The organism is Streptomyces sp. NBC_01549 (assembly GCF_026339955.1).
GTDB lineage: Bacteria > Actinomycetota > Actinomycetes > Streptomycetales > Streptomycetaceae > Streptomyces.
Window position 1 is genome coordinate 904976 of record NZ_JAPEPW010000001.1, and the last position, 24006, is coordinate 928981.

23 protein-coding genes and 2 pseudogenes are annotated in these 24006 nt (G+C 70.7%); 10 read left to right on the forward strand and 15 right to left on the reverse strand.

Annotated elements, in window-relative coordinates; genetic code table 11:
• Nucleotides 1-52: 52 nt before the first annotated feature.
• The 5 genes from OG819_RS03740 to OG819_RS03760 form a co-directional block, all read right to left on the reverse strand.
• The gene (locus OG819_RS03740; protein ID WP_266648005.1) at nucleotides 53-853 is read right to left on the reverse strand and encodes an ABC transporter permease; all 801 of its coding nucleotides are present in this window, start codon (nucleotides 851-853) and stop codon (nucleotides 53-55) included.
• The gene (locus OG819_RS03745; protein ID WP_266648007.1) at nucleotides 854-1777 is read right to left on the reverse strand and encodes an ABC transporter permease; all 924 of its coding nucleotides are present in this window, start codon (nucleotides 1775-1777) and stop codon (nucleotides 854-856) included.
• Nucleotides 1777-2928, reverse strand: a complete 1152-nt coding sequence (locus tag OG819_RS03750; RefSeq protein WP_266648009.1) for an ABC transporter ATP-binding protein — start codon at nucleotides 2926-2928, stop codon at nucleotides 1777-1779. Before OG819_RS03750 ends, OG819_RS03745 begins: the two co-directional genes overlap by 1 nt.
• 159 nt (nucleotides 2929-3087) lie before the next feature.
• A complete protein-coding gene (locus tag OG819_RS03755; protein WP_266648011.1) occupies nucleotides 3088-4335 on the reverse strand; it encodes a spermidine/putrescine ABC transporter substrate-binding protein in 1248 nt (415 codons plus the stop codon).
• Nucleotides 4336-4435: 100 nt separating this feature from the next.
• Complete coding sequence (locus OG819_RS03760) at nucleotides 4436-5959, reverse strand: gamma-aminobutyraldehyde dehydrogenase (protein ID WP_266629156.1); 1524 nt, start codon at nucleotides 5957-5959, stop codon at nucleotides 4436-4438.
• Nucleotides 5960-6137: 178 nt separating this feature from the next.
• On the opposite strand from OG819_RS03760, the gene OG819_RS03765 reads away from it, so the two are divergent.
• Entirely contained in the window at nucleotides 6138-6752 is a 615-nt protein-coding gene (locus tag OG819_RS03765) for an NADAR family protein (RefSeq protein WP_266648013.1), read from the forward strand.
• Here OG819_RS03765 and OG819_RS03770 read toward each other — a convergent pair.
• Nucleotides 6726-7604, reverse strand: coding sequence for a DUF4190 domain-containing protein (locus OG819_RS03770; RefSeq protein WP_266629152.1), 879 nt, complete (start codon nucleotides 7602-7604; stop codon nucleotides 6726-6728). The genes OG819_RS03765 and OG819_RS03770 overlap by 27 nt on opposite strands.
• 103 nt (nucleotides 7605-7707) lie before the next feature.
• Here OG819_RS03770 and OG819_RS03775 point away from each other — a divergent pair.
• Nucleotides 7708-8821: pseudogene (locus tag OG819_RS03775) on the forward strand (adenosine deaminase).
• Between the two features lie 20 nt (nucleotides 8822-8841).
• Complete coding sequence (locus OG819_RS03780; protein ID WP_266648015.1) at nucleotides 8842-9525, forward strand: glycerophosphodiester phosphodiesterase; 684 nt, start codon at nucleotides 8842-8844, stop codon at nucleotides 9523-9525.
• Between the two features lie 44 nt (nucleotides 9526-9569).
• Here the strand turns inward: OG819_RS03780 and OG819_RS03785 are convergent, their stop codons facing one another.
• Nucleotides 9570-11306, reverse strand: a complete 1737-nt coding sequence (locus OG819_RS03785; RefSeq protein WP_266648017.1) for a sigma-70 family RNA polymerase sigma factor — start codon at nucleotides 11304-11306, stop codon at nucleotides 9570-9572.
• A 159-nt stretch (nucleotides 11307-11465) separates the two neighbouring features.
• The gene (locus OG819_RS03790) at nucleotides 11466-12320 is read right to left on the reverse strand and encodes a class I SAM-dependent methyltransferase (protein WP_266648019.1); all 855 of its coding nucleotides are present in this window, start codon (nucleotides 12318-12320) and stop codon (nucleotides 11466-11468) included.
• Between the two features lie 338 nt (nucleotides 12321-12658).
• On the opposite strand from OG819_RS03790, the pseudogene OG819_RS03795 reads away from it, so the two are divergent.
• Both OG819_RS03795 and OG819_RS03800 read left to right on the forward strand, forming a co-directional pair.
• Nucleotides 12659-14125: pseudogene (locus OG819_RS03795) on the forward strand (MFS transporter); the annotation flags it as partial.
• 190 nt (nucleotides 14126-14315) lie between these two features.
• Nucleotides 14316-15314, forward strand: a complete 999-nt coding sequence (locus tag OG819_RS03800) for an Lrp/AsnC family transcriptional regulator (protein ID WP_266648021.1) — start codon at nucleotides 14316-14318, stop codon at nucleotides 15312-15314.
• A gap of 34 nt (nucleotides 15315-15348) precedes the next feature.
• On the opposite strand, the gene OG819_RS03805 is transcribed toward OG819_RS03800, so the two are convergent.
• From OG819_RS03805 to OG819_RS03825, 5 genes are all read right to left on the reverse strand, one after another.
• Entirely contained in the window at nucleotides 15349-15930 is a 582-nt protein-coding gene (locus tag OG819_RS03805; RefSeq protein ID WP_266629142.1) for a PadR family transcriptional regulator, read from the reverse strand.
• 96 nt (nucleotides 15931-16026) lie between these two features.
• Entirely contained in the window at nucleotides 16027-16521 is a 495-nt protein-coding gene (locus OG819_RS03810) for a hypothetical protein (protein WP_266648023.1), read from the reverse strand.
• On the reverse strand, nucleotides 16505-16996 hold the full coding sequence (locus OG819_RS03815; protein ID WP_054235333.1) for an RNA polymerase sigma factor: 492 nt from the start codon (nucleotides 16994-16996) through the stop codon (nucleotides 16505-16507). Before OG819_RS03815 ends, OG819_RS03810 begins: the two co-directional genes overlap by 17 nt.
• 198 nt (nucleotides 16997-17194) lie before the next feature.
• Nucleotides 17195-17806: a class F sortase gene (locus tag OG819_RS03820; RefSeq protein ID WP_266648025.1), complete on the reverse strand. Its 612-nt coding sequence runs from the start codon at nucleotides 17804-17806 to the stop codon at nucleotides 17195-17197.
• Nucleotides 17803-18225: a Tat pathway signal sequence domain protein gene (locus tag OG819_RS03825; protein ID WP_266629135.1), complete on the reverse strand. Its 423-nt coding sequence runs from the start codon at nucleotides 18223-18225 to the stop codon at nucleotides 17803-17805. The genes OG819_RS03820 and OG819_RS03825 overlap by 4 nt, the downstream gene beginning before the upstream one ends.
• Nucleotides 18226-18426: 201 nt before the next feature.
• On the opposite strand from OG819_RS03825, the gene OG819_RS03830 reads away from it, so the two are divergent.
• Nucleotides 18427-18885, forward strand: coding sequence for a MarR family transcriptional regulator (locus OG819_RS03830; RefSeq protein ID WP_266648027.1), 459 nt, complete (start codon nucleotides 18427-18429; stop codon nucleotides 18883-18885).
• A gap of 251 nt (nucleotides 18886-19136) precedes the next feature.
• Here OG819_RS03830 and OG819_RS03835 read toward each other — a convergent pair whose 3' ends face one another.
• Entirely contained in the window at nucleotides 19137-20330 is a 1194-nt protein-coding gene (locus OG819_RS03835; RefSeq protein ID WP_266648029.1) for an ABC transporter permease, read from the reverse strand.
• A gap of 129 nt (nucleotides 20331-20459) precedes the next feature.
• On the opposite strand from OG819_RS03835, the gene OG819_RS03840 reads away from it, so the two are divergent.
• Nucleotides 20460-20933 (forward strand): MarR family winged helix-turn-helix transcriptional regulator, encoded by a 474-nt coding sequence (locus OG819_RS03840; RefSeq protein WP_266648031.1) that lies wholly within the window; start codon nucleotides 20460-20462, stop codon nucleotides 20931-20933.
• A gap of 257 nt (nucleotides 20934-21190) precedes the next feature.
• Here the strand turns inward: OG819_RS03840 and OG819_RS03845 are convergent, their stop codons facing one another.
• Nucleotides 21191-21613 carry a RidA family protein gene (locus OG819_RS03845; RefSeq protein WP_266430807.1) on the reverse strand — a complete coding sequence of 141 codons (423 nt, stop codon included), beginning with the start codon at nucleotides 21611-21613 and terminating at the stop codon, nucleotides 21191-21193.
• A 113-nt stretch (nucleotides 21614-21726) separates the two neighbouring features.
• Here OG819_RS03845 and OG819_RS03850 point away from each other — a divergent pair, with 113 nt between their 5' ends.
• The 3 genes from OG819_RS03850 to OG819_RS03860 are packed head-to-tail and all read left to right on the forward strand — an operon-like array spanning nucleotide 21727 to nucleotide 23959.
• Complete coding sequence (locus tag OG819_RS03850) at nucleotides 21727-22551, forward strand: fumarylacetoacetate hydrolase family protein (RefSeq protein WP_266648033.1); 825 nt, start codon at nucleotides 21727-21729, stop codon at nucleotides 22549-22551.
• A 2-nt stretch (nucleotides 22552-22553) separates the two neighbouring features.
• Nucleotides 22554-23036, forward strand: coding sequence for a cupin domain-containing protein (locus OG819_RS03855; protein ID WP_266629113.1), 483 nt, complete (start codon nucleotides 22554-22556; stop codon nucleotides 23034-23036).
• The gene (locus OG819_RS03860) at nucleotides 23033-23959 is read left to right on the forward strand and encodes an acyl-CoA thioesterase domain-containing protein (RefSeq protein ID WP_266648035.1); all 927 of its coding nucleotides are present in this window, start codon (nucleotides 23033-23035) and stop codon (nucleotides 23957-23959) included. The genes OG819_RS03855 and OG819_RS03860 overlap by 4 nt, the downstream gene beginning before the upstream one ends.
• The last annotated feature ends 47 nt before the right edge of the window (nucleotides 23960-24006 follow it).

Consider the following 24006-nt stretch of genomic DNA (forward strand, 5'->3'; position numbering starts at 1 on the left):
TGAATTACCCACCGAGTCTTCTTGTGGGTTATGCCTTCCGCGATGCCTTTTACTATGCCTTTTGCTTGCTTCGGCGGTTGCTGACGACCATTCCGGCCAGGACGAACAGTACGGCGACGATGAACATGGCCGTACCGATGACATTGATCTGAACGGGTGTCCCGCGCTGCGCCGAACCCCACACGAACATGGGGAAGGTGACGGTCGAACCCGCGTTGAAATTGGTGATGATGAAGTCGTCGAAGGAGAGCGCGAAGGCGAGCAGCGCGCCCGCCGCGATGCCGGGGGCCGCGATGGGCAGGGTGACGCGCAGGAACGTCTGCACCGGGCCGGCGTAGAGGTCCTGTGCCGCCTGCTCCAGGCGCGGGTCCATCGACATCACGCGCGCCTTGACGGCCGTCACGACGAAGCTGAGGCAGAACATGATGTGGGCGATCAGGATCGTCCAGAAGCCCAGCTGAGCACCCAGGTTGAGGAAGAGGGTGAGCAGCGAGGCCGCCATGACGACCTCGGGCATCGCCATCGGCAGGAAGATCAGCGAGTTCACCGCGCCGCGCGCCCGGAAGCGGTAGCGGACCAGCGCGAAGGCGATCATCGTGCCGAGGATCGTGGCCCCGATGGTCGCCCAGACGGCGATCTGGAGGCTGATCGAGAGCGAGCCGCACATGTCGGCGACGCCGCACGGATCGCGCCAGGCGTCCAGGGAGAACTGCTGCCACTCGTAGTTGAAGCGCCCCTTCGGTTTGTTGAAGGAGAACACCGTGACGACGACATTGGGCAGCAGCAGATATCCCAGCGTCAGTAGTCCCCCGATGACGACGAGATTCCGCTTGAACCAGCGTGCGAAGGCCATTTAGACCAGATCCTCCGTCCCGGACTTGCGGATGTAGAGGGTGACCATGATGAGGATCGCGGCCATGAGAATGAAGGAGAGCGCGGCGGCCGTCGGATAGTCGAGGATCCGCAGGAACTGCGTCTGGATGACGTTGCCGACCATCCGGGTGTCCGTGGAGCCGAGCAGATCGGCGTTCACGTAGTCGCCGCTGGCCGGGATGAAGGTCAGCAGCGTGCCGGAGACGACGCCGGGCATCGACAGCGGGAAGGTGACCTTGCGGAAGGTCGTGAACGGCTTCGCGTACAGATCGCCCGCCGCCTCGTGGAGGCGTCCGTCGATGCGCTCCAGCGAGGTGTAGAGCGGCAGGATCATGAAGGGCAGGAAGTTGTACGTGAGGCCGCAGACCACCGCGAGCGGTGTCGCCAGGACGCGGTCGCCGGAGGTGAAGCCGAGCCAGTTGGTGACGTCCAGGACGTGCAGGGTGTTGAGGGCGCCGACGACCGGGCCGCCGTCCGCGAGGATCGTCTTCCAGGCGAGCGTGCGGATCAGGAAGCTGGTGAAGAACGGCGCGATGACCAGGATCAGCACGGCATTGCGCCAGCGGCCCGCGCGGAACGCGATCAGATACGCCAGCGGGTAGCCGAGCAGCAGGCACAGGATCGTCGCGGCGCCCGCGTACAGCACCGAGCGCAGGAACTGGGGCCAGTAGTCGGCCAGCGCGTTCCAGTACGTCTGGAAGTGCCAGGTGACCTTGAAGCCCTCCTCCAGGGAGCCCGTCTGCACGGACGTGGAGGCCTGGTAGACCATCGGCAGCGCGAAGAAGACCAGCAGCCACAGGATGCCGGGCAGGAGCAGCCAGTACGGGACCAGGCGGCCGCGCTTCTTGGGCGGCTTCTTGTCGAGCTGCGGCGCGAGGGGTGGCGCCTCGGTGACGCTGGCCATCAGGCGGCCTCCTCCTCGACGGTCTCGACGCCCGCGTCGATGTCCTGTGCCGCGTCGAGCCCGAAGGTGTGCGCCGGGCTCCAGTGCAGGACCACCTCGGCGCCGGGGGTGAGCCGGGCGTCGCGGTCGATGTTCTGGGCGTAGACCTCGAACTCGGGGCAGACCGCGCTGTCGATGACGTACTGCGTGGAGACTCCGATGAAGCTGGAGTCGGCGATCTTGCCGGTGATCCGGTTGCGGCCGTCCGGTATCTCGCCCGCGTCGTCGACATGGGTGAGGGAGACCTTCTCGGGGCGGACCCCGACCAGGACCTTGCCGCCGGCCGTCGTGGGCGCCGAACAGCGCGCCTGCGGCAGGACCAGCTTGCCGCCGCCCGCCGCCAGGACGATGTCCTCGCCGTTCTTGCTGTCGACGGCGGCCTCGATGAGGTTCGAGGTGCCGAGGAAGTTGGCGACGAACGTGGTCTGCGGGTTCTCGTAGAGGTCGGCGGGGGCGCCGAGTTGCTCGACGCGGCCCGCGTTCATCACGGCGACCGTGTCGGCCATCGTCATGGCCTCCTCCTGGTCGTGCGTGACGTGTACGAAGGTGATGCCGACCTCGGTCTGGATGCGCTTGAGCTCCAGCTGCATCTGGCGGCGCAGCTTGAGGTCGAGGGCGCCGAGCGGCTCGTCGAGGAGCAGCACCTTGGGGTGGTTGATGAGGGCGCGGGCCACGGCGACGCGCTGCTGCTGGCCGCCGGAGAGCTGGTGCGGCTTCTTGCGGGCCTGCTCGCCGAGCTGGACGAGCTCCAGCATGTCCTCGACCTGCTTCCTCACCGACTTGATGCCCCGTCGGCGCAGGCCGAAGGCGACGTTCTCGAAGATGTCGAGGTGCGGGAAGAGGGCGTAGGACTGGAAGACGGTGTTCACCGGCCGCTTGTACGGCGGCAGGTGGGTCACTTCCTGGTCGCCGAGGAAGACGGTGCCGGAGGAAGGTTCCTCCAGACCCGCGATCATCCGCAGGGTGGTGGTCTTGCCGCAGCCCGACGCCCCGAGGAGGGCGAAGAAGGAGCCCTCGGGGACGGTCAGGTCGAGCGGGTGGACGGCCGTGAAGGAGCCGTACGTCTTGCTGATCCCGGAGAGGCGGACGTCGCCGCCGTTGTCTGTCGTCATGGTGTGGTCCCTGGATGTCGGGGTCGTAGGGGTGTCCGGGGCGGGTTGCGGTCGCTGCGCCGGTCGGGGGCCGCGCGGCGCAGCCGGCACGCGACTACTGGGGCGCCGGGCAACCGCCCGGCGGCCCGGAGCACCGCGACCGCTCAGCCGCCGGAGGCGTTACGCCCCTGTGAGCTTGGCGAACTTCTCTTCGTAGGCCGTCTCTTCCTTCTGCGTCAGCGAGCGGAAGGCGTGGGACTTCGCGGCCATGGCCTTGTCGGGGATGATCAGCGGGTTGTCCGCCGCCGACTTGTCGAGCTTCGCGAGCTCGTCCTTGACCCCGTCGACGGGACAGACGTAGTTGATGTACGCGGCGAGCTGTGCGGCCGGACCGGGCTCGTAGTAGTAGTCCATGAGCCGTTCGGCGTTCGTCTTGTGACGGGCCTTGTTGGGGATCAGCATGTTGTCCGTGGACGTCAGATAGCCGCTGTCCGGGATGATGAAGTCGACGTCCGGGCTGTCCGCCTTGAGCTGGACGACGTCGCCCGCCCAGGCGACACAGGCCGCGAGGTCGCCCTTGGTGAGGTCGGACGTGTAGTCGTTGCCGGTGAAGCGGCGTATCTGGCCCTTGTCGACGGCCTTCTGGAGTCGGGCGGTTGCCGCGTCGAAGTCGTCGTCGGTGAACTTCGCCGGGTCCTTGCCCATGTCGAGCAGCGTCATGCCCATGCTGTCGCGCATCTCCGAGAGGAAGCCGACACGCCCCTTGAGCTTGGGATTGTCGAGCAGGTCGGAGACCGACTTCACCTCGATGCCGTTCAACGCCTCCTTGTTGAAGGCGATGACGGTCGAGATGCCCTGCCAGGGGTAGGAGTAGGCGCGTCCGGGGTCCCAGTCGGGGCCCCGGAACTGGGCGGAAAGATTGGCGTAAGCGTGCGGGAGGTTGGAGGCGTTCAGCTTCTGCACCCAGCCGAAGCGGATCAGCCGGGCGGCCAGCCAGTCGGTGACCACGATCAGGTCGCGCCCGGTGTCCTGGCCCGCCGCGAGCTGCGGCTTGATCTTGCCGAAGAACTCGACGTTGTCGTTGATGTCCTCGGTGTATTTGACCGAGATGCCGGTGCGCTTGGTGAACGCGTCGAGCGTCGGGTGGTGCTTCCCGCTGTCGTCGACGTCCATGTACTCGGTCCAGTTGGAGAAGTTGATCGTCTTCTCCTTGGCCGAGTGGTCCTCGGCGGAGACGCCGCCCTGGGTCTTGCCCGCCGCCGGGATTCCGCAGCCGCTCAGCGCACCCAGCCCGCCGACGGCGAGCGCGCCGCCCGCGGAGGCGCGCAGCAGCGAGCGGCGGCTGAGGGCCGCCCTGCCGTTCCTGAAGCTGCGCCGCATGGCGGCCAGTTGGGCCGGGGAGAGGCGGTCTGGCTCGTACTGCTCCATGCTCGTGATGCCCTTTCGGAAGGGTCGCGGCCGTGGTCTGGCGGCCTGGTCTGCCACTCGGCGATAGTCGGAAGTCGACGCGCGGCCGACTCCGGATCGACTAGGGCCGGTCCCCGAAGATCGTGCGGTGCCAGTCCTTCCTGGCGACCGCGGTGTTGTCGAACATGACGTGCTTGATCTGGGTGTACTCCTCGAACGAGTACGCCGACATGTCCTTGCCGAAGCCGGACGCCTTGTAGCCGCCGTGGGGCATCTCGCTGATGATCGGAATGTGGTCGTTGACCCACACACAGCCCGCCTTGATCTCCCGGGTCGCACGGTTCGCCCTGTACACGTCCCGGCTCCACGCGGAGGCGGCGAGGCCGTACGGAGTGTCGTTGGCGAGCCGGATTCCTTCGTCGTCACTGTCGAAGGGGAGCACCACCAGGACGGGACCGAAGATCTCGGACTGCACGATCTCGCTGTCCTGAGGAGCGTCGGCGATGAGCGTGGGCCGGTAGTACGCGCCGTCCTTGAGCTCCTCGGGGATCTCTCCGCCCGTCACCACACGCGCGTAACCGCGGGCCCGGTCGACGAATCCGGCGACGCGGTCGCGCTGGGCGTGCGAGATCAGCGGGCCGAGGTCGGTGCCGGACGCGAACGGGTCGCCGAGGCGGACGCTCGCCATCAGGGCGGCCGTCTTCGACACGAACTCTTCGTAGAGGGGCCTTTGCACGTACGCGCGCGTGGCGGCCGTGCAGTCCTGCCCGGTGTTGATGAGCGAGCCGGCCACCGCGCCGTTCACGGCCGCGTCCAGGTCCGCGTCGTCGAAGACCACGAAGGGGGCCTTGCCGCCCAGCTCCAGGTGGAGCCGCTTGACGGTCGAGGTGGCGATCTCGGCGACGCGCTTGCCGACCGCGGTCGACCCGGTGAAGGAGGTCATCGCCACGTCGGGGTGGCCGACGAGGTGCTCACCGGCGTCCTTGCCCGCCCCCGTCACGATGTTGATCACGCCGTCCGGGATGCCCGCCTCGGTGGCCGCCATGGCGAAGAGCAGCGAGGTCAGCGGGGTCAGCTCGGCGGGCTTCAGCACGATCGTGTTGCCCGCGGCGATCGCCGGGAGGATCTTCCAAGCCGCCATCTGGAGGGGGTAGTTCCAGGGCGCGATGGAGCCGACGACGCCGATGGGCTCGCGGCGTACGTACGAGGTGTGGTCGCCGGAGTACTCGCCCGCGGACTGCCCCTGCAGATGCCGGGCCGCACCCGCGAAGAAGGCGGTGTTGTCGATGGTGCCGGGCACGTCGAACTCACGGGTCAGCTTGAGGGGTTTTCCGCACTGGAGCGACTCCGCCCGGGCGAACTCCTCGGCGTGGTCGGCGAGTACGGCGGCGAAGCGGTGCAGGGCGTCGGAGCGCTCGCCGGGGGTGGCGCCCGCCCAGCCGGGGAACGCCTCACGGGCGGCGGCGACGGCCGCGTCGACGTCGACGGTGCTCGCCAGCTCGTACGTGTAGACCTCGTCGCCGGTGGCGGGGTCGACGACCGCGTGCGTACGGCCCGAAGTGCCCTTGGTCAGCCTGCCCGCGATGTACTGCGCGCCGTCCGCGAAACGGTCCTGCGCCTGGAAGCGATGGCCCGGATTGTGCATGTCGCTCTCCTCCGCCGTTCTCCCCGGTGACGCGGGGGTGGGCGTAGCTCCAGCTCGATTTGAGTGCCGATCCTGACAGAGCCAAGGGACTCCAACAAGTGATTCCGTTGTTGCCTTTTGGTTACGCGACGGAATCTGTCGACCAGGTGTCGAGTCCCCATGGAAAAGGCGGGACGGAATGTCAGTGGTGCGTGCCACAGTGGCGTGCATGGCGAAGATCGATTCTTGGGAAGCGCTGGTCAGCGCGGTCCGCTCGGGGGCGAGAGTCAAGTACCTGCACTTCTGGGGGCACCGCCCGCGACCGGACGGCCAGGTGAGCGCGAGCTGCCTGAGCCAGTGGTGGCCGTCACCGTTCATGGTGGACGGTGTCTCCTACGCGACCGCGGAGCACTGGATGATGGCGGGCAAGGCACGGCTCTTCGGGGACGCGGAGGCGGAGCGGCGCGCGATCGAGGCGTCCAGCCCCGCACTCGCCAAGAAGGCGGGGCGGCTCGTGCGCGGCTTCGACGAGGCGACCTGGGAGCTGGAGCGCTTCGGGATCGTCGTCGAGGGCAGCGTGCACAAGTTCGCCGCCCATCCCGAACTGCGGGCGTTCCTGCTGGGCACGCGCGCGCGAGTACTGGTCGAGGCCAGCCCCATGGACCGGGTGTGGGGCATCGGGCTCGCGGCGGACGACGAGCGGACGGCGAATCCCGAGCGGTGGCGCGGGCTGAACCTGCTGGGATTCGCCTTGATGGAGGCGCGCGAACGCCTCCATCAGAAGGATCTAGCCGAGGTGCGGCACGACGAGTGAGGTGGAGTAGCCGTCGTCCCCGCTGAACGGGTCGCTGTCGCCGCTGTCGTCCGGGAGGGCGAAGAAGACCACGATCATCGCGATACCGAGCGCGATGCCGACCGCTCCGCAGATGATCCCGGCCAGCGCCTGCCCGGGGTTGTTCGCCTCGCCGTGGCGCGCCTTGCGGCGCCCCAGCACGCCGAAGGTCACCGCGAGGATGCCCAGGATGATGGCCACCGGCCACAGACAGAACACGACGGCCGAGATGATGCCGAGCACCAGCCCGGCGGTGCCCATGCCGTTGCTCGGCGCCGGGGGCATCATCGGCCAGCCGTAGCCGGGCGCGCCCGGGTGGCCGGCTCCCGGCGCGGGGTAGGCCGGGTAGCCGTATCCATATCCGTACGAGACCTGACCGGGGCCCTCGGGGGCGATGGGCGGCGGGGGAACCGGCTCTCCGGGAACGGGGTGGGGCGGGGGCCCGGCGGCGGGGGACGCGAAGGGGTTGTCCCAGGACTGCGGCGGGGACTGGGGATGAGGGTGCGGCTGGGGGTGGCTCGGGGTGCCCGTTCCGGGGAGGGCGACGACCGTCGGCTGGTTGTGCACCGAGGGGGGTGTGGGAGCACCGGGCGCGCGGGAGGGTGCCTGGTCCGCGGGCGGGGCCCAGGGGTTCGGCTCAGGGCGCGCTCCGGCGGCGCCGTTGTCCTGGGGGTCCTTGGACGGGGAACCCGGCTGGGGGTCACCACCGGGTATCGCGTCCTCGGGACCGGCGGCCGACGGCATGTCGATCTGCGTCGGCGGCGGAGCCGACGGGTCCGGGGACGCCCACGGGTTCGCGGCGGCGTTCTGCGGCGCCTGCGCGTCGTCGGACATGTGTGAGGTCCCCTCCCCTGTCTGTACCTGCCGTCATGCTACGGCCCGGGGCCGCACCCCGTGAGCGGCGGCCTACGATGATCCCCGAGTCGCCGATCAGCCGATCACCCGCGTCCCCTCCCACCTTCCGGGGACGCCGCTTTGGGGAGGAACCCTTGACCGACCAGCTCAGTACCCGCGAGGGCGTCCGCGACCTGCACGCCTTCATCGCCGGACTGCCCAAGGCCGAACTGCACGTGCACCACGTCGGATCCGCCTCCCCCCGCATCGTCTCCACCCTCGCCGCCCGCCACCCCGACTCCCAGGTGCCGACGGACCCCGAGGCTCTCGCCGACTACTTCACGTTCACCGACTTCGCCCACTTCATCCAGGTCTATCTGTCCGTCGTCGACCTCATCCGCACCCCCGAGGACGTGCGGCTGCTGACGTACGAGGTCGCGCGGGACATGGCCCGGCAGCAGGTCCGTTACGCCGAGCTGACCATCACCCCGTGGTCCTCCACCCGCCGCGGCATCGACGAGCGCGCCTTCATGGACGCCATCGAGGACGCCCGCAAGGCGGCGGAGGCCGAGTTCGGGGTCGTCCTGCGCTGGTGCTTCGACATTCCCGGCGAGGCGGGGCTGGAGGCGGCCGAGGAGACCCTGCGGCTCGCGACCGACGACCGGCTGCGACCGGAGGGGCTGGTCTCCTTCGGGCTCGGCGGGCCCGAGATCGGCGTACCGCGGCCGCAGTTCAAGCCGTACTTCGACCAGGCGATCGCGGCCGGACTGCGCTCGGTGCCGCACGCGGGTGAGACGACCGGGCCGGGGACCGTCTGGGACGCGCTGAACGAGCTGCGCGCCGAGCGCATCGGGCACGGCACCAGCTCCGCGCAGGACCCGAAGCTGCTCGCCCACCTCGCCGAGCACCGCATCGCGCTGGAGGTCTGCCCGACCTCCAACATCGCCACCCGCGCGGTCCGCACCCTCGACGAGCACCCCATAAAGGAGTTCACCCGGGCCGGGGTCCTCGTCACCATCAACTCCGACGACCCGCCGATGTTCGGCACCGACCTCAACAACGAGTACGCGGTCGCCGCCCGTCTCCTCGACCTCGACGAGCTCGGCCTCGCCGCGCTCGCCAAGAACGCGGTGGAGGCGTCCTTCCTCGACCCGGCCGACAAGACGCGCCTCGCCGAGGAGATCGACACCTACGCCTCGGCGTGGCTCGCTCCCTGAGCGACCAGCACAATGGGCCCATGCGCACCGTGACTGCCGTGGCCCACCGCGGCGCCCCCTATCGCGTCCGCGAGAACACCCTCGACTCGCTGCGTTCCGCGCTCCAACTGGGCGCGGACGCCGTCGAGATCGACGTACGGCTGACCCGCGACAAGGTGCCCGTGCTGTTGCACGACGAGACGCTGAAACGGCTGTGGGAGCTGGAGCGGCCGCTCACGTCGCTCTCCTCCGACGAGGTGCGCGGGCTCACGGACGGCGGGGTGCCGACGCTCGCGGAGGCCATCGAGGCGACCAAGGACAGCCGGATCCTGGTCGATCTGCCGGGTGAGCCCGACGGCGCGGCCGTACGCCGGATCGTCGATGTCGTCCGCGAGTGCGGGGCCCAGGACCGGGTGTACTACTGCGCGGGCGCCCCGGCCATGCTGGCGGTACGCGCCGCCGACCCCGCCGCCGAGATCGCGCTGACCTGGACGAGCATCGCACCGCCGCGCCCGGCCCTCCTCGAAGCCGTACGGCCGCGCTGGCTCAACTACCGCTTCAGTCTGGTCGACCGCGCCCTGACGGCCCGCGTCCACCGCGGCGGCCACCTGCTCTCCGTCTGGACGCCCGACACCCGCCGTTCCATGCGCCGGCTGCTCGACATGGGGGTGGATTCGATCACGACGAACCGCATCGACGCGCTGTGCGCACTGCGCAAGGCCTGAGTCGACGCGGCCGGTTCGAACGGATTTAGAGGAGTCACGAGGAGTCACGAGGAGACCCGCGAGCGCCGGCTCACCGTCGCCGGGTCGGTGGGGGTCGAGCGGGTCAGGTACTGCGGCACCGGGGATGTGTCCTTGCCGTTGTCGCGGACGAGGCCGTAGCGGACCGCGCCCTGGGCGGGACCGGTCGTGACGTCCTCGGTCACCTTGTCCCAGGTCGAGGTCTGGACGAAGAGGTTGTAGTCGGCGGGGCCCTCGTTCTGGTGGAGGGTGACGGTGCCGTCGATCCAGAAGTACTCGTTCTGCCACATCTGTTGGGTGCCGGACGGCAGGACGGCATAGCCCACGGACGGGCCGCCCATCCATGTCGTGCCGTCCGTCGAGCCGGGCTGGACGTCGTCCATGCGATGACCGCCGCCCGAGGCGACGTGGAAGAGCTTGCCGCTGAGTCCGGTCCAGGTCGGCATGAGCAGGGCGCCGGGACGCTGCTGGGGCAGGACCTGCCAGCGGACCCGAAAGTAGCCCTGGCCGCTGAGGGTGACCGTCTCGCCGCGGTGGGTGAGGCCGGTGGCGGGCGCGCCGGTGGCGGTCACGCCCTTCTCGGCGCGCCGGGGCAGCGCCACCGGAAGCGCGCTCGCGGCGGGCGCGCTGTCGACGGCGTCGACGACGGTGCCGTACAGCTGGGCGCGGGTCTTCGAGGGCGAGGGTGAGGGTGACGGAGAGGCGGAGGGGGACAGTGACGCGGTCGGGGTCGGGGAGGGGGACGGCTCGCCCGTACGTCCCGACGGTGGGCGGGCGGTGCTCGCCGCCGTGGGCGAGGCGAGGGCCGGGGGCGGATCGGCGGGCGTCCGGGTGACGACGTACAGGCCGCCCGCCGCGAGGGTGGCACCCGCCGTGACGGCGACGGCGGGCTTGGTGAGCAGACCGAGGATCTTGGCGGACCAGCCGACGGAGGTGGCGGCGACCGCCGTCTTGCCGCCGAGCGCGAGCGACAGCGTGAAGCCGACCGGCAGCGGGACGAGGGCGATCCCGACGAGGAGGCGCTCGGCCGGTACGACGGCCTCACGGGCGCCCGAACAGTACGCGCAGCCCCGGATGTGCCGGGCCAGCCGCTTGCGCCACACCGAGTCGGGCCGTCCGTCCCAGCGGGCCGTCACCAACCGCAGGTCGGGGCAGGGGGAGTTGCCCGCGCCGGGATGGTGGCCGTCGAGCGCCCGCACGATGTCCCGCGCGGTCTCCAGCCGCTGTTTCATCCGCTGCACCCGCACCGCCGCGTGCTGCCTGCTGATCCCGACCGCCGCCGCCAGCTCGCGCCGGGTGAGTTCGCCCGCGACCTCCAGCCACCACAGCGAGAGCAACTGGCGGTCCTCGTCGTCGAGCCAGCGCACCGCCTCCGCGACCTCGCGCCGCTGCCCCTCCAACTGGAGCCGCAACACGGTCAGTTCGGCGAAGTCGGCGGCCTGTTCGCCGGCACCGTCGGCCAGTGGCTCGACCGTCCGACGGCGAGAGCGCTCCCGTATCTGCCGCATCGCGATGGCGACCAGCCACGACCGGAAGCTGTCCGGGGCACGCAGCGAGCCGAGGTTGTCGACGGCGCGCAGCATGGTCTCCTGCACGACGTCGTCGACGTCCGCGTGGCCGTTCAGGGCGCGGCCGACGATGTTGTAGACGAGGGGGAGCCAGCCCTCGACGAGTTCGTCGAGGGCGCGCCGGTCACCGGCCTGCGCGGCCGCGATGGTGAAGCGCCACTGCCGCCCGTCCACGTACGTCCCTTCCGGTGTCACGGTGACCGCCCGTGGCGCTCGACGACACACGGGCGGGAGTGCAGGATCCCCCACCCCGGCGAGCCTGTCCGCGCGCTATGCCGCAGATCACAGCCGTTCGTCGGGTCCCGACACACAGGAGACGGAGGGACGCCCTCCGCGATAACAGTTTTTTGCTCGTCACCGCGGACTCACCGTCACATCCGCCGCTCGCTTCGCCGTCAGACGGGCCGTCACGAGATGGACGTTCATCCCGCACGGGACGACCCCGTCCGGTGCCGTGAGATTCTTCGCCCCGGTCAGAAAGGCCGCGCGCAGGGACTCCACGGTGGCCGGGTCGAGCGGGCCGACGTCATAGACACCCGACAGGGCGTCCCACACCTGCTCCACCGGTCCGCTCAGGTCGATGGGCACGGTCTCCCAGTCGACCGGAGCGAATCCCACCGGCGCGAGGACGCTGTCGAGCCCCGCACGGCTGCGGGTCCTGCGGTCCCCGAGGGCGGGGATGCGCTGCCCGGCGGGGGCCGTCTCGATCGCGGACCGCAACAGTCCGATGAACAGTTCGTACGCCTCACCGCCCACGGCGCCGCCGCCGATCACGCAGGCCAACGTGCCCCCGGGGCGCAGCACCCGGGCCACTTCCGCGGCGACCTGTTCCACCTCACCCATCAGCATCAGGGCCATGTGGGAGACGCAGGCGTCGAAGGTGTCGTCGGCGAAGGGAAGGTCCTGGGCCCGGCTCTCCGACAGCGTCGTCCCGGTGGGCAGCGGTCGGCATCGCGCCAGCGCCAGGGCCTCCGGGGAGAGGTCCACCCCGGCCAGCCGCCGTCCCCCGGTCCGGGCGAGCAGTTCGAGCAACAGGCCGTCGCCGCAGCCGAGATCCAGCACCCGACCGTGTCCGGCGACCCGGTCGCACAGCAGCTCGTAGCTGGACCGGCCGTCCGCGGCCCGGCCGTCGGCGAACGCGTCCGCCGTCACCGCCGGCCGCTCGGCGTGGAAGGCCCGCAGGAAGGCTTCTTGCGATGTCGTCGTCATACTCGCGAACCTATCCGCCCAGCGAAACTGTCCGCCGAGCGAACCTGTCCGCCGAGCGAACCTGTCCGCCGAGCGAGCCTCTCCCCCGCCGACCGGCACCCGCACGCCCAGCGGTCTCCCCCCCTGACCGTCATCACGGAAATCCCCGGAAACCGGGCCCGGAATGTCGAATTTCCGGGTTTCCCCCGCCGTGGCTGGCTCCGGCTCGCGGACAGGCCCGAGGGTGAGCGCCGTATCGAGCGATCGCGGTGCCGTGCGCCGCAGGGGAGGAGAGTTCCGTGAACGTCACGACAACGACGGTGAACGAGCCGCGGGAACGGCGGGCGGCCACGCTTGTCATGGCCTGCGTGGGCGTGTTCGTCGCGTATCTGCCGGTTACCACCGTCTCGGTGAGTCTGCCTGCCATCCAGCGGGCGCTGAACACGTCGACCGCCCAACTGTCGTGGGTCTCGGACGCGTTCGTGCTGCCCATGGCCGCGCTGATCCTGACCGCCGGTGTCTTCGGCGATGTCCACGGCCGCAAGAAGGTCTTCCAGGCGGGCCTCGCGTTCAGCGCGGTGGGAGCGGCGATCGCGCTGTGCGCGCGGTCGGTCGAGGTTCTCTGGGTCGGCCAGGCCTTCGCCGGTCTGGGCGCGGCCGCCCTGCTGCCCACGACGCTGGCGCTGATCAGCCACGCCGTGCCCGACCACCGCGAGCGCGGCAAGTTCGTCGGGCTGTGGGCCACGGCCCTGTTGGGAGCCCTGGCCGTCGGCCCCGTGATCGCGGGACTGATCCTGGAGCACTTCTCCTGGCGCTGGATCTATCTGCTGCCCATACCCGCCTCGCTCCTCGCGATGGCCGTCGCGGCCCGGCTGGTGACCGACTCGCGCGCCCCCGGCTCACGGCGCCTGGACTGGCCCGGCCAGATCACCGCCGCGGTGGCGATCACCGCGCTGGTCTACGGCGTCATCGAGGGCGGCGCGGGCTCCTTCACCGAGGTGAAGGTGATCGTGGCCCTGGTGGCGGCGGCGGTCGCGGCCGTCGCGTTCGTCCTGGCGGAGCGGCGCAGCGACAGCCCGATGCTGGACCTGACGCTGTTCCGCAGCCCCGCCTTCACCGCCACGACGCTCGTCGCCATGATCAGCTTCCTGGGCCTGATCGGCTTCTTCTTCGCCCTCAGCCTCTACTTCGGCATGGTGCAACAGCTCAGCACCCTGGAGGCGGCGGCCCGGATGCTGATGGTCACGCTGATGTGCATCCTCGTCGGGGCACCGGCCGGACGGCTGATGCACAAGGTGTCGCCGCGCGTCCTGATCACCGGCGGGCTGCTGGTGACCGCTGCCTCGCTGCTGTCGCTGACGTCCATCGACGCCGGAACGTCGTTCGGTTCGCTGGCCTGGCGGCTCGCCCTGCTGGGCCTCGGCCTGGGCTTCGTCATCACGCCCATGACGGCCGCGGCCGTCGCCTCCGTACCGTTCCGTCAAGCCGGTATGGCGGCCGCCGGGAACAGCGCCTTCCGCCAGGTCGGTGGCGCGCTCGGCCCGGCCGTCCTCGGCGCCGTGCTGTCCACCAAGGCCGTGCACACCCTGCCGGGACACCTCACCGACGTCGGTCTGCCCGCCGCGACGGTACGGAGCGTCACTTCCGTGGTGGACGCGGGCGGCCTGGGCGCGGTCGCGGGCATGAACCTGGGCGCCGACCGGGGCCGCGCCCTGGGCGCCCTGTCCGAGGCCTTCCTCGACGGCCTCCACCTGTGCCTGATCATCGCCGCGGTGCTGACCCTGGTGGCCGCGGCGGTCGGTGCCGTACTGCTGCGCAGCCCGCGGCGCTTCAGGAGACCGGGGCGGCGGAGCCCCGGCTGGGGCAGCGCGGCTGACCCCGGCACCAGGCCCTGTCGTGGGGACGGAGCGGGCGCCCGTACGGGGCCCGGGACCATGCGGGTCCCGGGCCTCGCCGTCGTAGCATGCGGGTCCCGGGCCTCGCCGTCGTGCTCGATCATTGACCTCGGGAGTCCACATGGAGCGGGAGGAGGCGGAGCCGATGCCGTCCCGCGCGCTCGACCCGCTCGACCTGAAACTGCTGCAGTGCCTGCAGATCGACGGACGGGCGCCGCTCACCCGGATCGCGGAGGTGCTCGGGGTCTCCGACCAGACCGTCGCCCGGCGCATGCGGCGGTTGCGCACCACGGCCCGCCTGCGGGTGCTCGGCGTGGTCGACGAGAGCCTGCTCGGACGCACCAACTGGATCGTCCGGCTGCGCTGCACCCCGGACGTGGCCGAGCAACTGGCGGGCGCGCTCGCCCGGCGCTCCGACACCGCGTACGTGTCGCTGATCTCCGGAGGCACCGAGGTGCTGTGCGCGATGAAACCGCGCAGCCGACAGGCCCGGGACGAGCTGCTTTTCGACCGGTTGCAGCGCACCCCCCGAGTCGTGTCGGTCAGCGCCCACTGTGTGCTGCACTCCTTCTACGGCGGCCGCCTGGACTGGCTCAACAAGGCCGACGGGCTCTCCCCCGACCAGCGGGCGGCCCTGCGTCCACCGCCGGTCGAGCCGGTCACCGAACCCGTCACGCTGGAGGCGGCCGACGAGGCGCTGCTGGCTGTGCTCGTCCGGGACGGGCGCGCCACCCTCACCGAACTCCAGGCGGCCACCGGCCAGACCGAGTCCGTGGTCAAGCGGCGTCTGGAGCGTATGCGGGCCACCGGGGTGCTCTATTTCGACGTCCAGTTCGACCAGGAGCCCCTCGGCCACGACGTGGAGGCCATGCTGTGGCTCACCGTGGCGCCGACCGCGCTCGCCGACGTCGGGCGGGCCCTCGCTGCGCATCCCGAGGTGCGTTTCGCCGCGGCGACCACCGGCCAGGCCAACATCGTCGCCGCGACCGTTTACCGCAACAGCGCGGAGCTGTACACGTATCTGAGCGAGAAGATCGGCGCCCTCGACAGTGTCCGGGCCGTCGAGACCGCCCTGACCCTGCGCCTGGTCAAGCAACTCGCCTACGACCCGGGCCGCTGACTTCGCGCAGGGCGGCCGCGGGGTACCGGGAGCCTCAGCCGCGAGCCCTGGCGCCGAGGGCCTCGGCCCGCTGGTCGAGCCTCCTCAGGACCGTCTCCCCCCACTGGATGTTTCCCTGTTCCAGCGTCATGCCACCGAGCAGGGTGAGGTAGGGGCCCACGCGTTCGACGGTGGCGAGGTACTCCTCCTCGGTGCGCCCGGCCAGCATGCGTTCCTGCGCGCGCCGGTAGCGGGCCAGCTTGGCTCCGGCCCGTTCCACGCGCTCGGCGACCCCGGCCCGTACGGCCTCGGCGTCGCCGATGTCGACGCACTGCACCTTGACCAGCAGCTCGTCCCGGATCGCCGTCGGCTTGCTGGGGACTTCGGCCGTGTAGGCGCGCATCGCGTCGAGTCCGGCCTCGGTGAGCGAGAAGAGCCGCTTGTTGGGACGGCGTTCCTGCTGCACGACGCGGGCGCGGACGAGCCCTTCGCCCTCCATGCGCTCCAGCTCGCGGTAGATCTGCTGGGGGGTGGCCATCCAGAAGTTGGCGACGGAGGCCTCGAACCCCTTCGCGAGGTCGTATCCGGACGCCTCGCCCTCCAGAAGCGCGGCCATCACCGCGTTGCGCAGAGCCATTTCCCCAAATTAACACCCCGTATCGACACTCCATTGATTAGTCAACGCAGTGACCGTCGGTCAATCACTCGGTCGATCAGTCGGTCAATCGTTCGGTCACTGGGATGGAGATCCGCTCGGCGCGATCGACGGCTCGATCGACGGCTCGACGACGGGCGTGGTCGGTGTCGAGGACGGCGCCGGGGTGGGGACGGCCGGGTGGGTCGTGGCGCGGCCGGTCGTCCGAGCCGTCTGGGTGGGAACGGTCGTCCGTCTCCCCGGGGTGGGACTGGGGCTGACGGACTCGGGGGACGCCTGCGGGGTGGGGGGCACGGCCGACGGGCTGCCCTCGGAGGGCGGGGCGAGCGGGACCGTCGGGGACGTGGGCGCCTGGGACGTCGACAGGCGGACCGGCAGCGCGACGAGGACAGCGACGGCGCACACCGACCCGACCCCTACCGCGGTGCGCAGCAGCCTGCGGCGGGCCGCACCGCGGCGGATCGCCTCGTAGCGACCGGCGGGCGGGCCGAGGTAGTCGGAGGCGGGCCGCAGGATGACGGCGAGCGGGTCGTCGGGTTCGAAGTCCGAGCCCTCGTCAGAGTGTGTGATCAAGGCTTCTCCTCAGGTGGGCGCGGAGCAGTTCGCGGGCCGCGTGGAGGTCGGCCTTGATGGTTCCTTCCTTGCGTCCGGTCAGCACGGACACCTCCCGGATCGGCATGTCAGCGTAGTAGTGCAGGAGGATCGGGACGCGCAGTCGTTCCGGCAGCGACTGCACGAGCAGGCGTACGGACGGGTCGGACTGTTCGGTGTGCGGGCGGACGGCCGCCTCGGCGGTGGCACGGTGTACGGCTCTGCGTTCGCGCTCCAGCTTGCGCCAGTGGTCCCGGACGAGGTTGGCGGCGGTGACGTAGAGGAAGCCTCGGGGCTCCGCCACGGAGGTCCAGCGGGCCCAGAGCCGGGTGAACGCCTCGGAGGCGATCTCGTGGGCCGTCTCGTCGTCGTCGACGAGACGGCGGCACCAGCCGGCGAGGCGCGGATAGAGGGCGGCGAACAGCTCGGACGCGGCCTTCTCGCGGGACCGTTTCAACGCTCTCCATGGTCGTGGGGGTGCTCGGACACCACTCGGGTGCCCGGATGGATGCCACTCGTGAGTCTCGTACCGCACTCGTGGGTGAGGAGTCCGGGCCGCCGGCGTACGTTCCAGCGGCCCGGAATCCCCCGCGATCCGGGGGCGGTGGTGGGTGACTGTGGCGAGTGGCCGTGGTGACTGTGGCGCCGTGGTGGGTCAGGGGCTCGCGGAGCTCAGCGTGGCGAAGACGATCACGTTGTCGGGGTATCCGTCACCGGTACGGGCGCCGCCGCATGTGATGAGCCGCAGCTCCGGCCGGTCCACGTCCCCGTAGACCTCGTCCGCCGGGAAGTCCGCCTTGGCGACCGTCCGTACGGCGTCGACCGTGAACTCCGCCGTCCTGCCGTTCTCCAGGCGCGCCACGATCCGGTCGCCCCGGTGCAGCCGTGCGAGGTTGCGGAACACCCCGTCCCCGTAGGAGCCGACCGTGACATGGCCGAGGATCACCGACGGGCCGGTCTGGCCCGGTGTCGGCGAGTGCCGGTACCAGCCGGCCCGGTCGTGCGCCGTGATCGGGGGCACCTGCACGCTGCCGTCCGCGGCCAGCCCCAGCCGCATGACCGGGGTGTCGACCCCGATGGCCGGGATCCGCAACCCGACCGGGACCGAACGCCCGAGGGCGTGCGCGGCCTTCGCGGAGGTCCGCGAAGGCACCGACGTGCCGCTGGGGTGTCCGGGTGCGGCCGAGTCGGTCCCGTGGCCGCCGCAGCTCACGAGCAGCGAGGCCATCGCCGCGGTGACGAAGGCGCGCCTGGAGAGCGAGGTCATTCCCCGGTCGCCCGCCGGCGACGTACGACGAAGACCGCCGCGCCGCCCACGGCGAACACCGCGGCGGCACTCCCGCCGATCAGCCCGCCCTGGCCTCCGGACTTCGACGCCGTCGGCGCCACACCGGTGTCGGGGGCTCCCTTCGGTACGACGGAGACCTGGCCCGGGGACGGCGCCCGGGTCGGCAGGCCGGCGCTCGGAACCGGGGACGGGGTGCCGGAGCCCGGACGGCTGGTCGGCACCGCGCTCGGGGCGGCGCTCGGGGCGGCGGTGGCGGTCGGCGCCTGGGACGGGGCGGTGGTGGCGGTCGGGTGGACCGTCGTCGGTACCGGGCTCGCCCCGGAGGCGAACGCGGGCACCGTGCTCGCCAGCACGGCGGTGCACGCGAGTGCCATGGTGCTGAGGACAGTTCGGCGCATGAATCGCTCTCTTTCGTCGGTCCGCCCGTCCGGTGAACCAGCGGGCTGAGTTACGGATCGTGCGGAGAGACGAGGCAGCGGGAGAGCGGGTTGTAAAGAGCGGGCAAAGCCGGGCGACAGGAGGTGGTCCACACACAATGGAAGCCAACTGATAATCTCCCGTTCACCACAATCAGTTGGCTTATAAAGAGGGCCCGCGACGTGAACCTGAACCATCTCGACCGCCCCGCCGGGAACATCGCGTGGGAGATCGGCCAGATCCTGGCGACCCGGGTCGAGCGCACCCTGCGCCCCTTCCACCTCACCCTCGCCCAGCACAGCGCCCTGACACAGGCCGCCCTCACCCCGGGCGTCATCTGCGCCACCGCCGCACGCCGAACGGCCATCACCCCCCAGTCCATGGGCACCGCCGTCAACGGACTCGTCGCACGCGGACTGCTGGAACGCCGCACCACCCCCGGCGACAGACGCACCCAACGCCTGTACGCCACCGAGGTCGGCCTGCGGCTCGCGGCACAGGCCGACACCGCCGTGCACGCCACCCACGCCGAAGCCCTGGACGCGCTGACACCGGCGGAACAGGGACAGATCCACACAGTGCTCCTGAAACTCCTGGCAGCACTGAATCCGGCGGCCACGGACGTCGACCGCACACGATGACGTCGACCGCACACAATGAGGAACCGCACACGATGTGTGGGCGGCTCCCCAGCAAAGACGAAGACGAAGGGCACGCGCCCCGGGGGCGAGCCTGAACAGCGGAAAAGGCCGCCGAGCTGCTGCGGCGGCTTCGCGCAGACGTCAGCGGTGAGGCCGGGCGCGGCACGCTCCGGCGCATCGCACTCGCGGGCCGGCCACCGATCAGCCGCCCGCACAACCCTGCGGGTCGATACGCCCGGGCCGGAGTGCGCTCACCCGAACCACGTCGCGCGCTGCTGCGCCCCTTCATCGAAACCGCCGCCGCCGAGACCCGACAGACCGCCAGGCCCGGCCTGCCACGTCGGCTCGACGCCGGTCCCGGCCTGCCACGTCGGCTCGGTGCGGGCCCCGGCCTGCCACGTCGGCTCGGCGCGGGTCCCGGCCTCCTCGACCGGAAGGGCTGCCGCGTACTGAGGCTCGGCCGTGTTCTGCTCGGCACCCGGGCCCTCGCGTCGGAACACGTCCTTCAGGTAGAGCACGGCGGCGGCGCCGAGCACCCACAGCGGGAGGATCACCAGGGCGCGGGTCAGACCGTCGTTCTGGAACCCGGACAGCCCCTGCATCGCGCGGACGCCCACCCCGACGGGCAGAACCTCGGACAGCGGGTGCAGCCAGGACGGGAGGTACGCCGCCGGCAGGACCCCGCCGCTGCTGGCATTGCCGAGGATCAACAGGAGTATCGAGGCAAGACTGACGCCCGCGGAACCGAAGAGTCGCAGGAGCACCATCGTCGTGCCGCCGACCGCGGCGCCCATCAGCGCGACGACGAGGGCCAGGGGCAGGGAGGCGCCGGGCAGCGCACCGAACCCCACGCTCCCGCCGATGAGCGCGACCATGATGCCGCCGATCACTCCGAACAGGGCCAGGCTGCCCATACGCCAGCGGAACGTGAGCCGGGGTGCGAGCTGGTAGGTCGTCATGCCGAAGAGGTATCCGGCCAGCACCAGGCCGAAGGCCGCGTAGAAGGCGGAGAGTCCCCGGGTGTCCTCGGCCGCCGACGGGGCGACGTCCTCGACGGAGAGGTGCTGGTGTTCCGCACGGGCCACGCCGCCGAAAGCGGTGGTCACGGTCGCGGTGACGCCGGCTCCGTTGGCGCTGGCGTAGAGCAGGTTCCCCTTGCCGAGATAGGCCGCGTAGATGGACCTGTCCTGGACGGCCCGTCGGGCGGCGGATTCATCGGGGTACGTCTCGAGCGTGAAGCCGCCCGGTACGGCGCGCGCGAGGCCCTCGCGCAGCTGCGCCTGATGTGTGCCGACCTCCGTCGTGCCCACGCGCAGCTCATGCGGGCGTGGCGCGTGGAAGGCGGCGAGATAGACGCTGACGAACACGGTGCCTATCAGCAGGACGACCGCTACGGGGCCCAGGACGGCGCGTGCGGTTCCAGGGCGGGGGAGCGGATGGGCCACATCCAGCGCATGCTTGTGAGACTTTGCGGAAGAGGAGCGAAGGGCCATCGCGAACAGATTCCTAGAATAGAAGCCAACTGATAGTCTGTTGTACATCATAATCAGTTGACTTACAAAGGGATCCGCCACGTGAACCATTCCGACCAGCGCACAGGCCATGTGGCCTGGCAGATCGGCCAGATCATGGCGACCCGGATCGAGCGCACACTGCGCCCGTTCCAATTGACCCTCGCCCAGAACAACGCCCTGACGCAGGCCATCCTCGATCCGGGTGTCTCCAGTGCGACCGCGGCCCGCAGGACCGCGATCACCCCTCAGTCCATGGGAACCGCGGTGAACGGGCTGGTCGAGCGGGGACTTCTGGAACGCCGGACCACCCCCGGCGACCGGCGCACCCATCGGCTGCACGCCACCGAGCCCGGCCGGCGGCTCGCGGCGGAGGCCAGGAGCGCGGTGGACTCCACACACGCCGAAGCCCTGGAGGCACTGGCGCCACAGGAGCAGGAGCAGGTGCACTCACTGCTGGTGAAACTGTTGACGTCGCTGAATCCGGCATTCATGGACGGCGACAGCGCACTCCGGGGAGCCCGCGAGCCGATGTAAGGCCGGCAGGCGGGGATCAGAAACCGCCGCCCGCCTCGACGGTGCGGCCCGTGACGTAGGCGGCCCAGGGCGCCGTGCGCCTTCTCCCCCCGCCTGAACGGCACGGAGGACATCACCCTTCCCCCCGGGAGCAGGGCCGGCATCCGCGTATGCCCAGCCGCCCCGGGATGTACCGCTTGTCAAAATGCCGGGCAGTCGGCCCTCACGCGTCGGGGCCGGCCCCGGTACACGGTGGGCCGACCCCTGACGCCGTCGTCTCAGCTCTGCGGGCGAATGAGCCGCTCGTCCGGGATCACGGCGACGCCGAGAATCTCGATCATCGCCTCCGGCTGCCAGAGGGCGGTCGTGCCGATGCCGGCCATCGCCGGGAAGACCGGGCCCCCCGCGAGCTCCTTCCAGGCCTTCCCGATCTCCTTGCCGTGCGCCTGATAGTCGGGGATGTCGGTGAGGAAGAGAGTGATGCTCACCAGGTCCTCGGGGATCCCGCCGGCGGCGCGCAGCGTGGTGAGCAGGTTGCCGAACGCCTGCCGGAACTGCTCGACGATGCCGCCGGGGACGATGCGCATCCGCTCGTCGAGCGCGGTCTGGCCGCCCAGATAGAGCGTGTTGCCGCTCAGCGTGCCATGCGAGTAGCCGCTCGGTGCGGGGAGCGAGGGCGGGTTCACCGGGATCGGAGTCATTGCGCGTACCTCCTGGGACGGGGTGAGTGCGGGCAGCGTAACCCATCTATTGACTGTTTTCGACGATCGTGAAAATCTCGCTATACCGCTGCCGAGGCCCAGGGAGAACTCCGATGAAACTCGCCACGGTGGCTCACAACGGCCGTACGACGGCCGCCGTCCTCGACGGTGACCACTGGCGCTCGTTGCCGGCCGACAACCTCTCCGACCTGCTGGCCGCCACGGCGCTCGACCGCGCCGCGGACCTCGTCGGCGTGGCCCTGCCCGGCGCCGTCCCCGTGCTGCCGCTTCCGTCCCCCCGGAAGGTGGTGTGCTGCGGCCTCAACTACGCCGACCACATCACCGAGATGGGTCGGGAGCTGCCGGCCCACCCCACGCTCTTCGCCAAGTACGCCGACTCGCTGACCGGACCCGAGGACGACCTGGTCCTCCCGAAGGGCCTGGACGTGGACTGGGAGGCGGAGCTCGCGGTCGTCGTCGGCGCCGAACTCACCGGCGCGGACCGGAATTCGGCCCGGGCGGCGATCGCCGGCTACACCGTCGCCAACGACATCAGCGTGCGGGACTGGCAGAAGCGCACCCTGCAGTGGTTCCAGGGCAAGGCATGGGACCGCACCACCCCGCTCGGCCCGGTGGTCGTCACCCCCGACGAACTCGACCCGGCCGCGGGCGTCGAGGTGATCTGCCGGGTGGACGGCACCGAACGCCAGCGCGGCAACACCCGCACTCTCGTGTTCGACGCGGCCGACCTGCTCGCCTACGTCTCCACCTTCACCACCCTGCGCCCCGGCGACGTGGTGCTGACCGGAACCCCCGGCGGCGTCGGAATGGGCATGACCCCGCCGGTCTTCCTCGCCGACGGCGACCTCGTCGAGACCGAGATCCCCGGCATCGGCACCCTGCGCAACCGCCTTCGCCTGACCGATTCCAGGAGCTGATCATGGAACCCGATTTCTCCAAGTACGCCCTGGAGGGCGACAACTCGATGTACGCCGACGAGTCCGGCCTGGTCGTGCCGTTCGTGACGCGCGGCGGCCTGGAGGCCGGCGCCACCGGCCAGTCCGCCGGCGCGACCCGTGTCTCCGGTGTCTCTGTCCAGCACACCCCGGCCACCAGACTGTGGTTCGGAAAGGTGAGCAACGAGCCCGGCTACCGCTCGGTGACCCACCACCACGGCGAGGCCGAGACCGGCGGCTACGTCCTGTCGGGCCGGGCGCGCATCTACTTCGGCGAGAAGTTCGAGGACTACGTCGACATGGCGGAGGGCGACTGGGTCTTCGTACCGCCGTTCATGCCGCACATCGAGTGCAACCTCTCACGGTCCAGGCCACTGACGTGGATGACCACCCGGACACCGGAGAACATCGTCGTCAACCTGCCCGACGTCGCGGACGCCGAGCTGCGCGACTGGCTGAACCGATGACGAGGACGGAGCCGACGTCCGCGGCCTTCGCGGCGGCGGTCACGCTGAAGCCCGCCGAGCCCGAACACTTCGACCGCGCCTTCACCGCGACCACCCAGCCCTGCCCCTGGCCGAAGGCGTACGGCGGCGACATGGTCGCCCAGGCCGCGGCCGCCGCCATCCGGTCGGTCGAGGGCAAGACGCTGCACTCCATGCACTCCTACTTCCTGCGGCCGGTCGACATCGGCGCCGAGGTGCGCTACGAGGTGGAGCTGCTGCGCGACGGCCGCGGCTACGCCACCCGGCAGGTCCGTGGCTTCCAGAACGGCAAACCCGTCTACGTCTGCCTCGCCAACTTCGCGGCGGGCGAGCCGGGTTCGCGGGAGTACGCCACGCAGCCGCCCGCGGACGTACCGGATCCCGAGTCGCTGCCCACCGCGGGGTCGTATCTCCGCGACACCGCGTCCCGGCCGACCACCCAGCCACCGCACACGATGACCGACGCGGTACGGGAGTACTGGGGCGGCGGCCGCAGCTTCGACATGCGGCACGTCCCCGGCCCCCTCTACCTCACCGTCGAGGGCGAGCGGACCCCCCACCAAGCGGTGTGGGTACGGCCGTTCGACCAGCTCAAGCCCGTCGACGGGCTGACCGACGCTCAGCGCGACCTCGCCGCGCTCGCCTACGTCTGCGACTTCACGATCCTCGAACCCGTCCTGCGCGTGCTCGGCCTGCCATGGACCCTGCCGGGACTCGTCACCGCCAGCCTCGACCACGCGATGTGGTTCCACCGCCCGGGCCCGGTGGACGGCTGGCTCCTCTACGCCCAGGAGGCCATCGCCGCCGAGTCCGGCCGCGGCCTCGCCACCGGCCGGTTCTTCACCGCCGCCGGAGTCCACCTGGCCACCGTCGTCCAGGAAGGCCTGATCCGCACCACTTCCTGAACTCCTGCGCTCTGCACGGCCCGCACCCACACCCGGCACGGACCCCG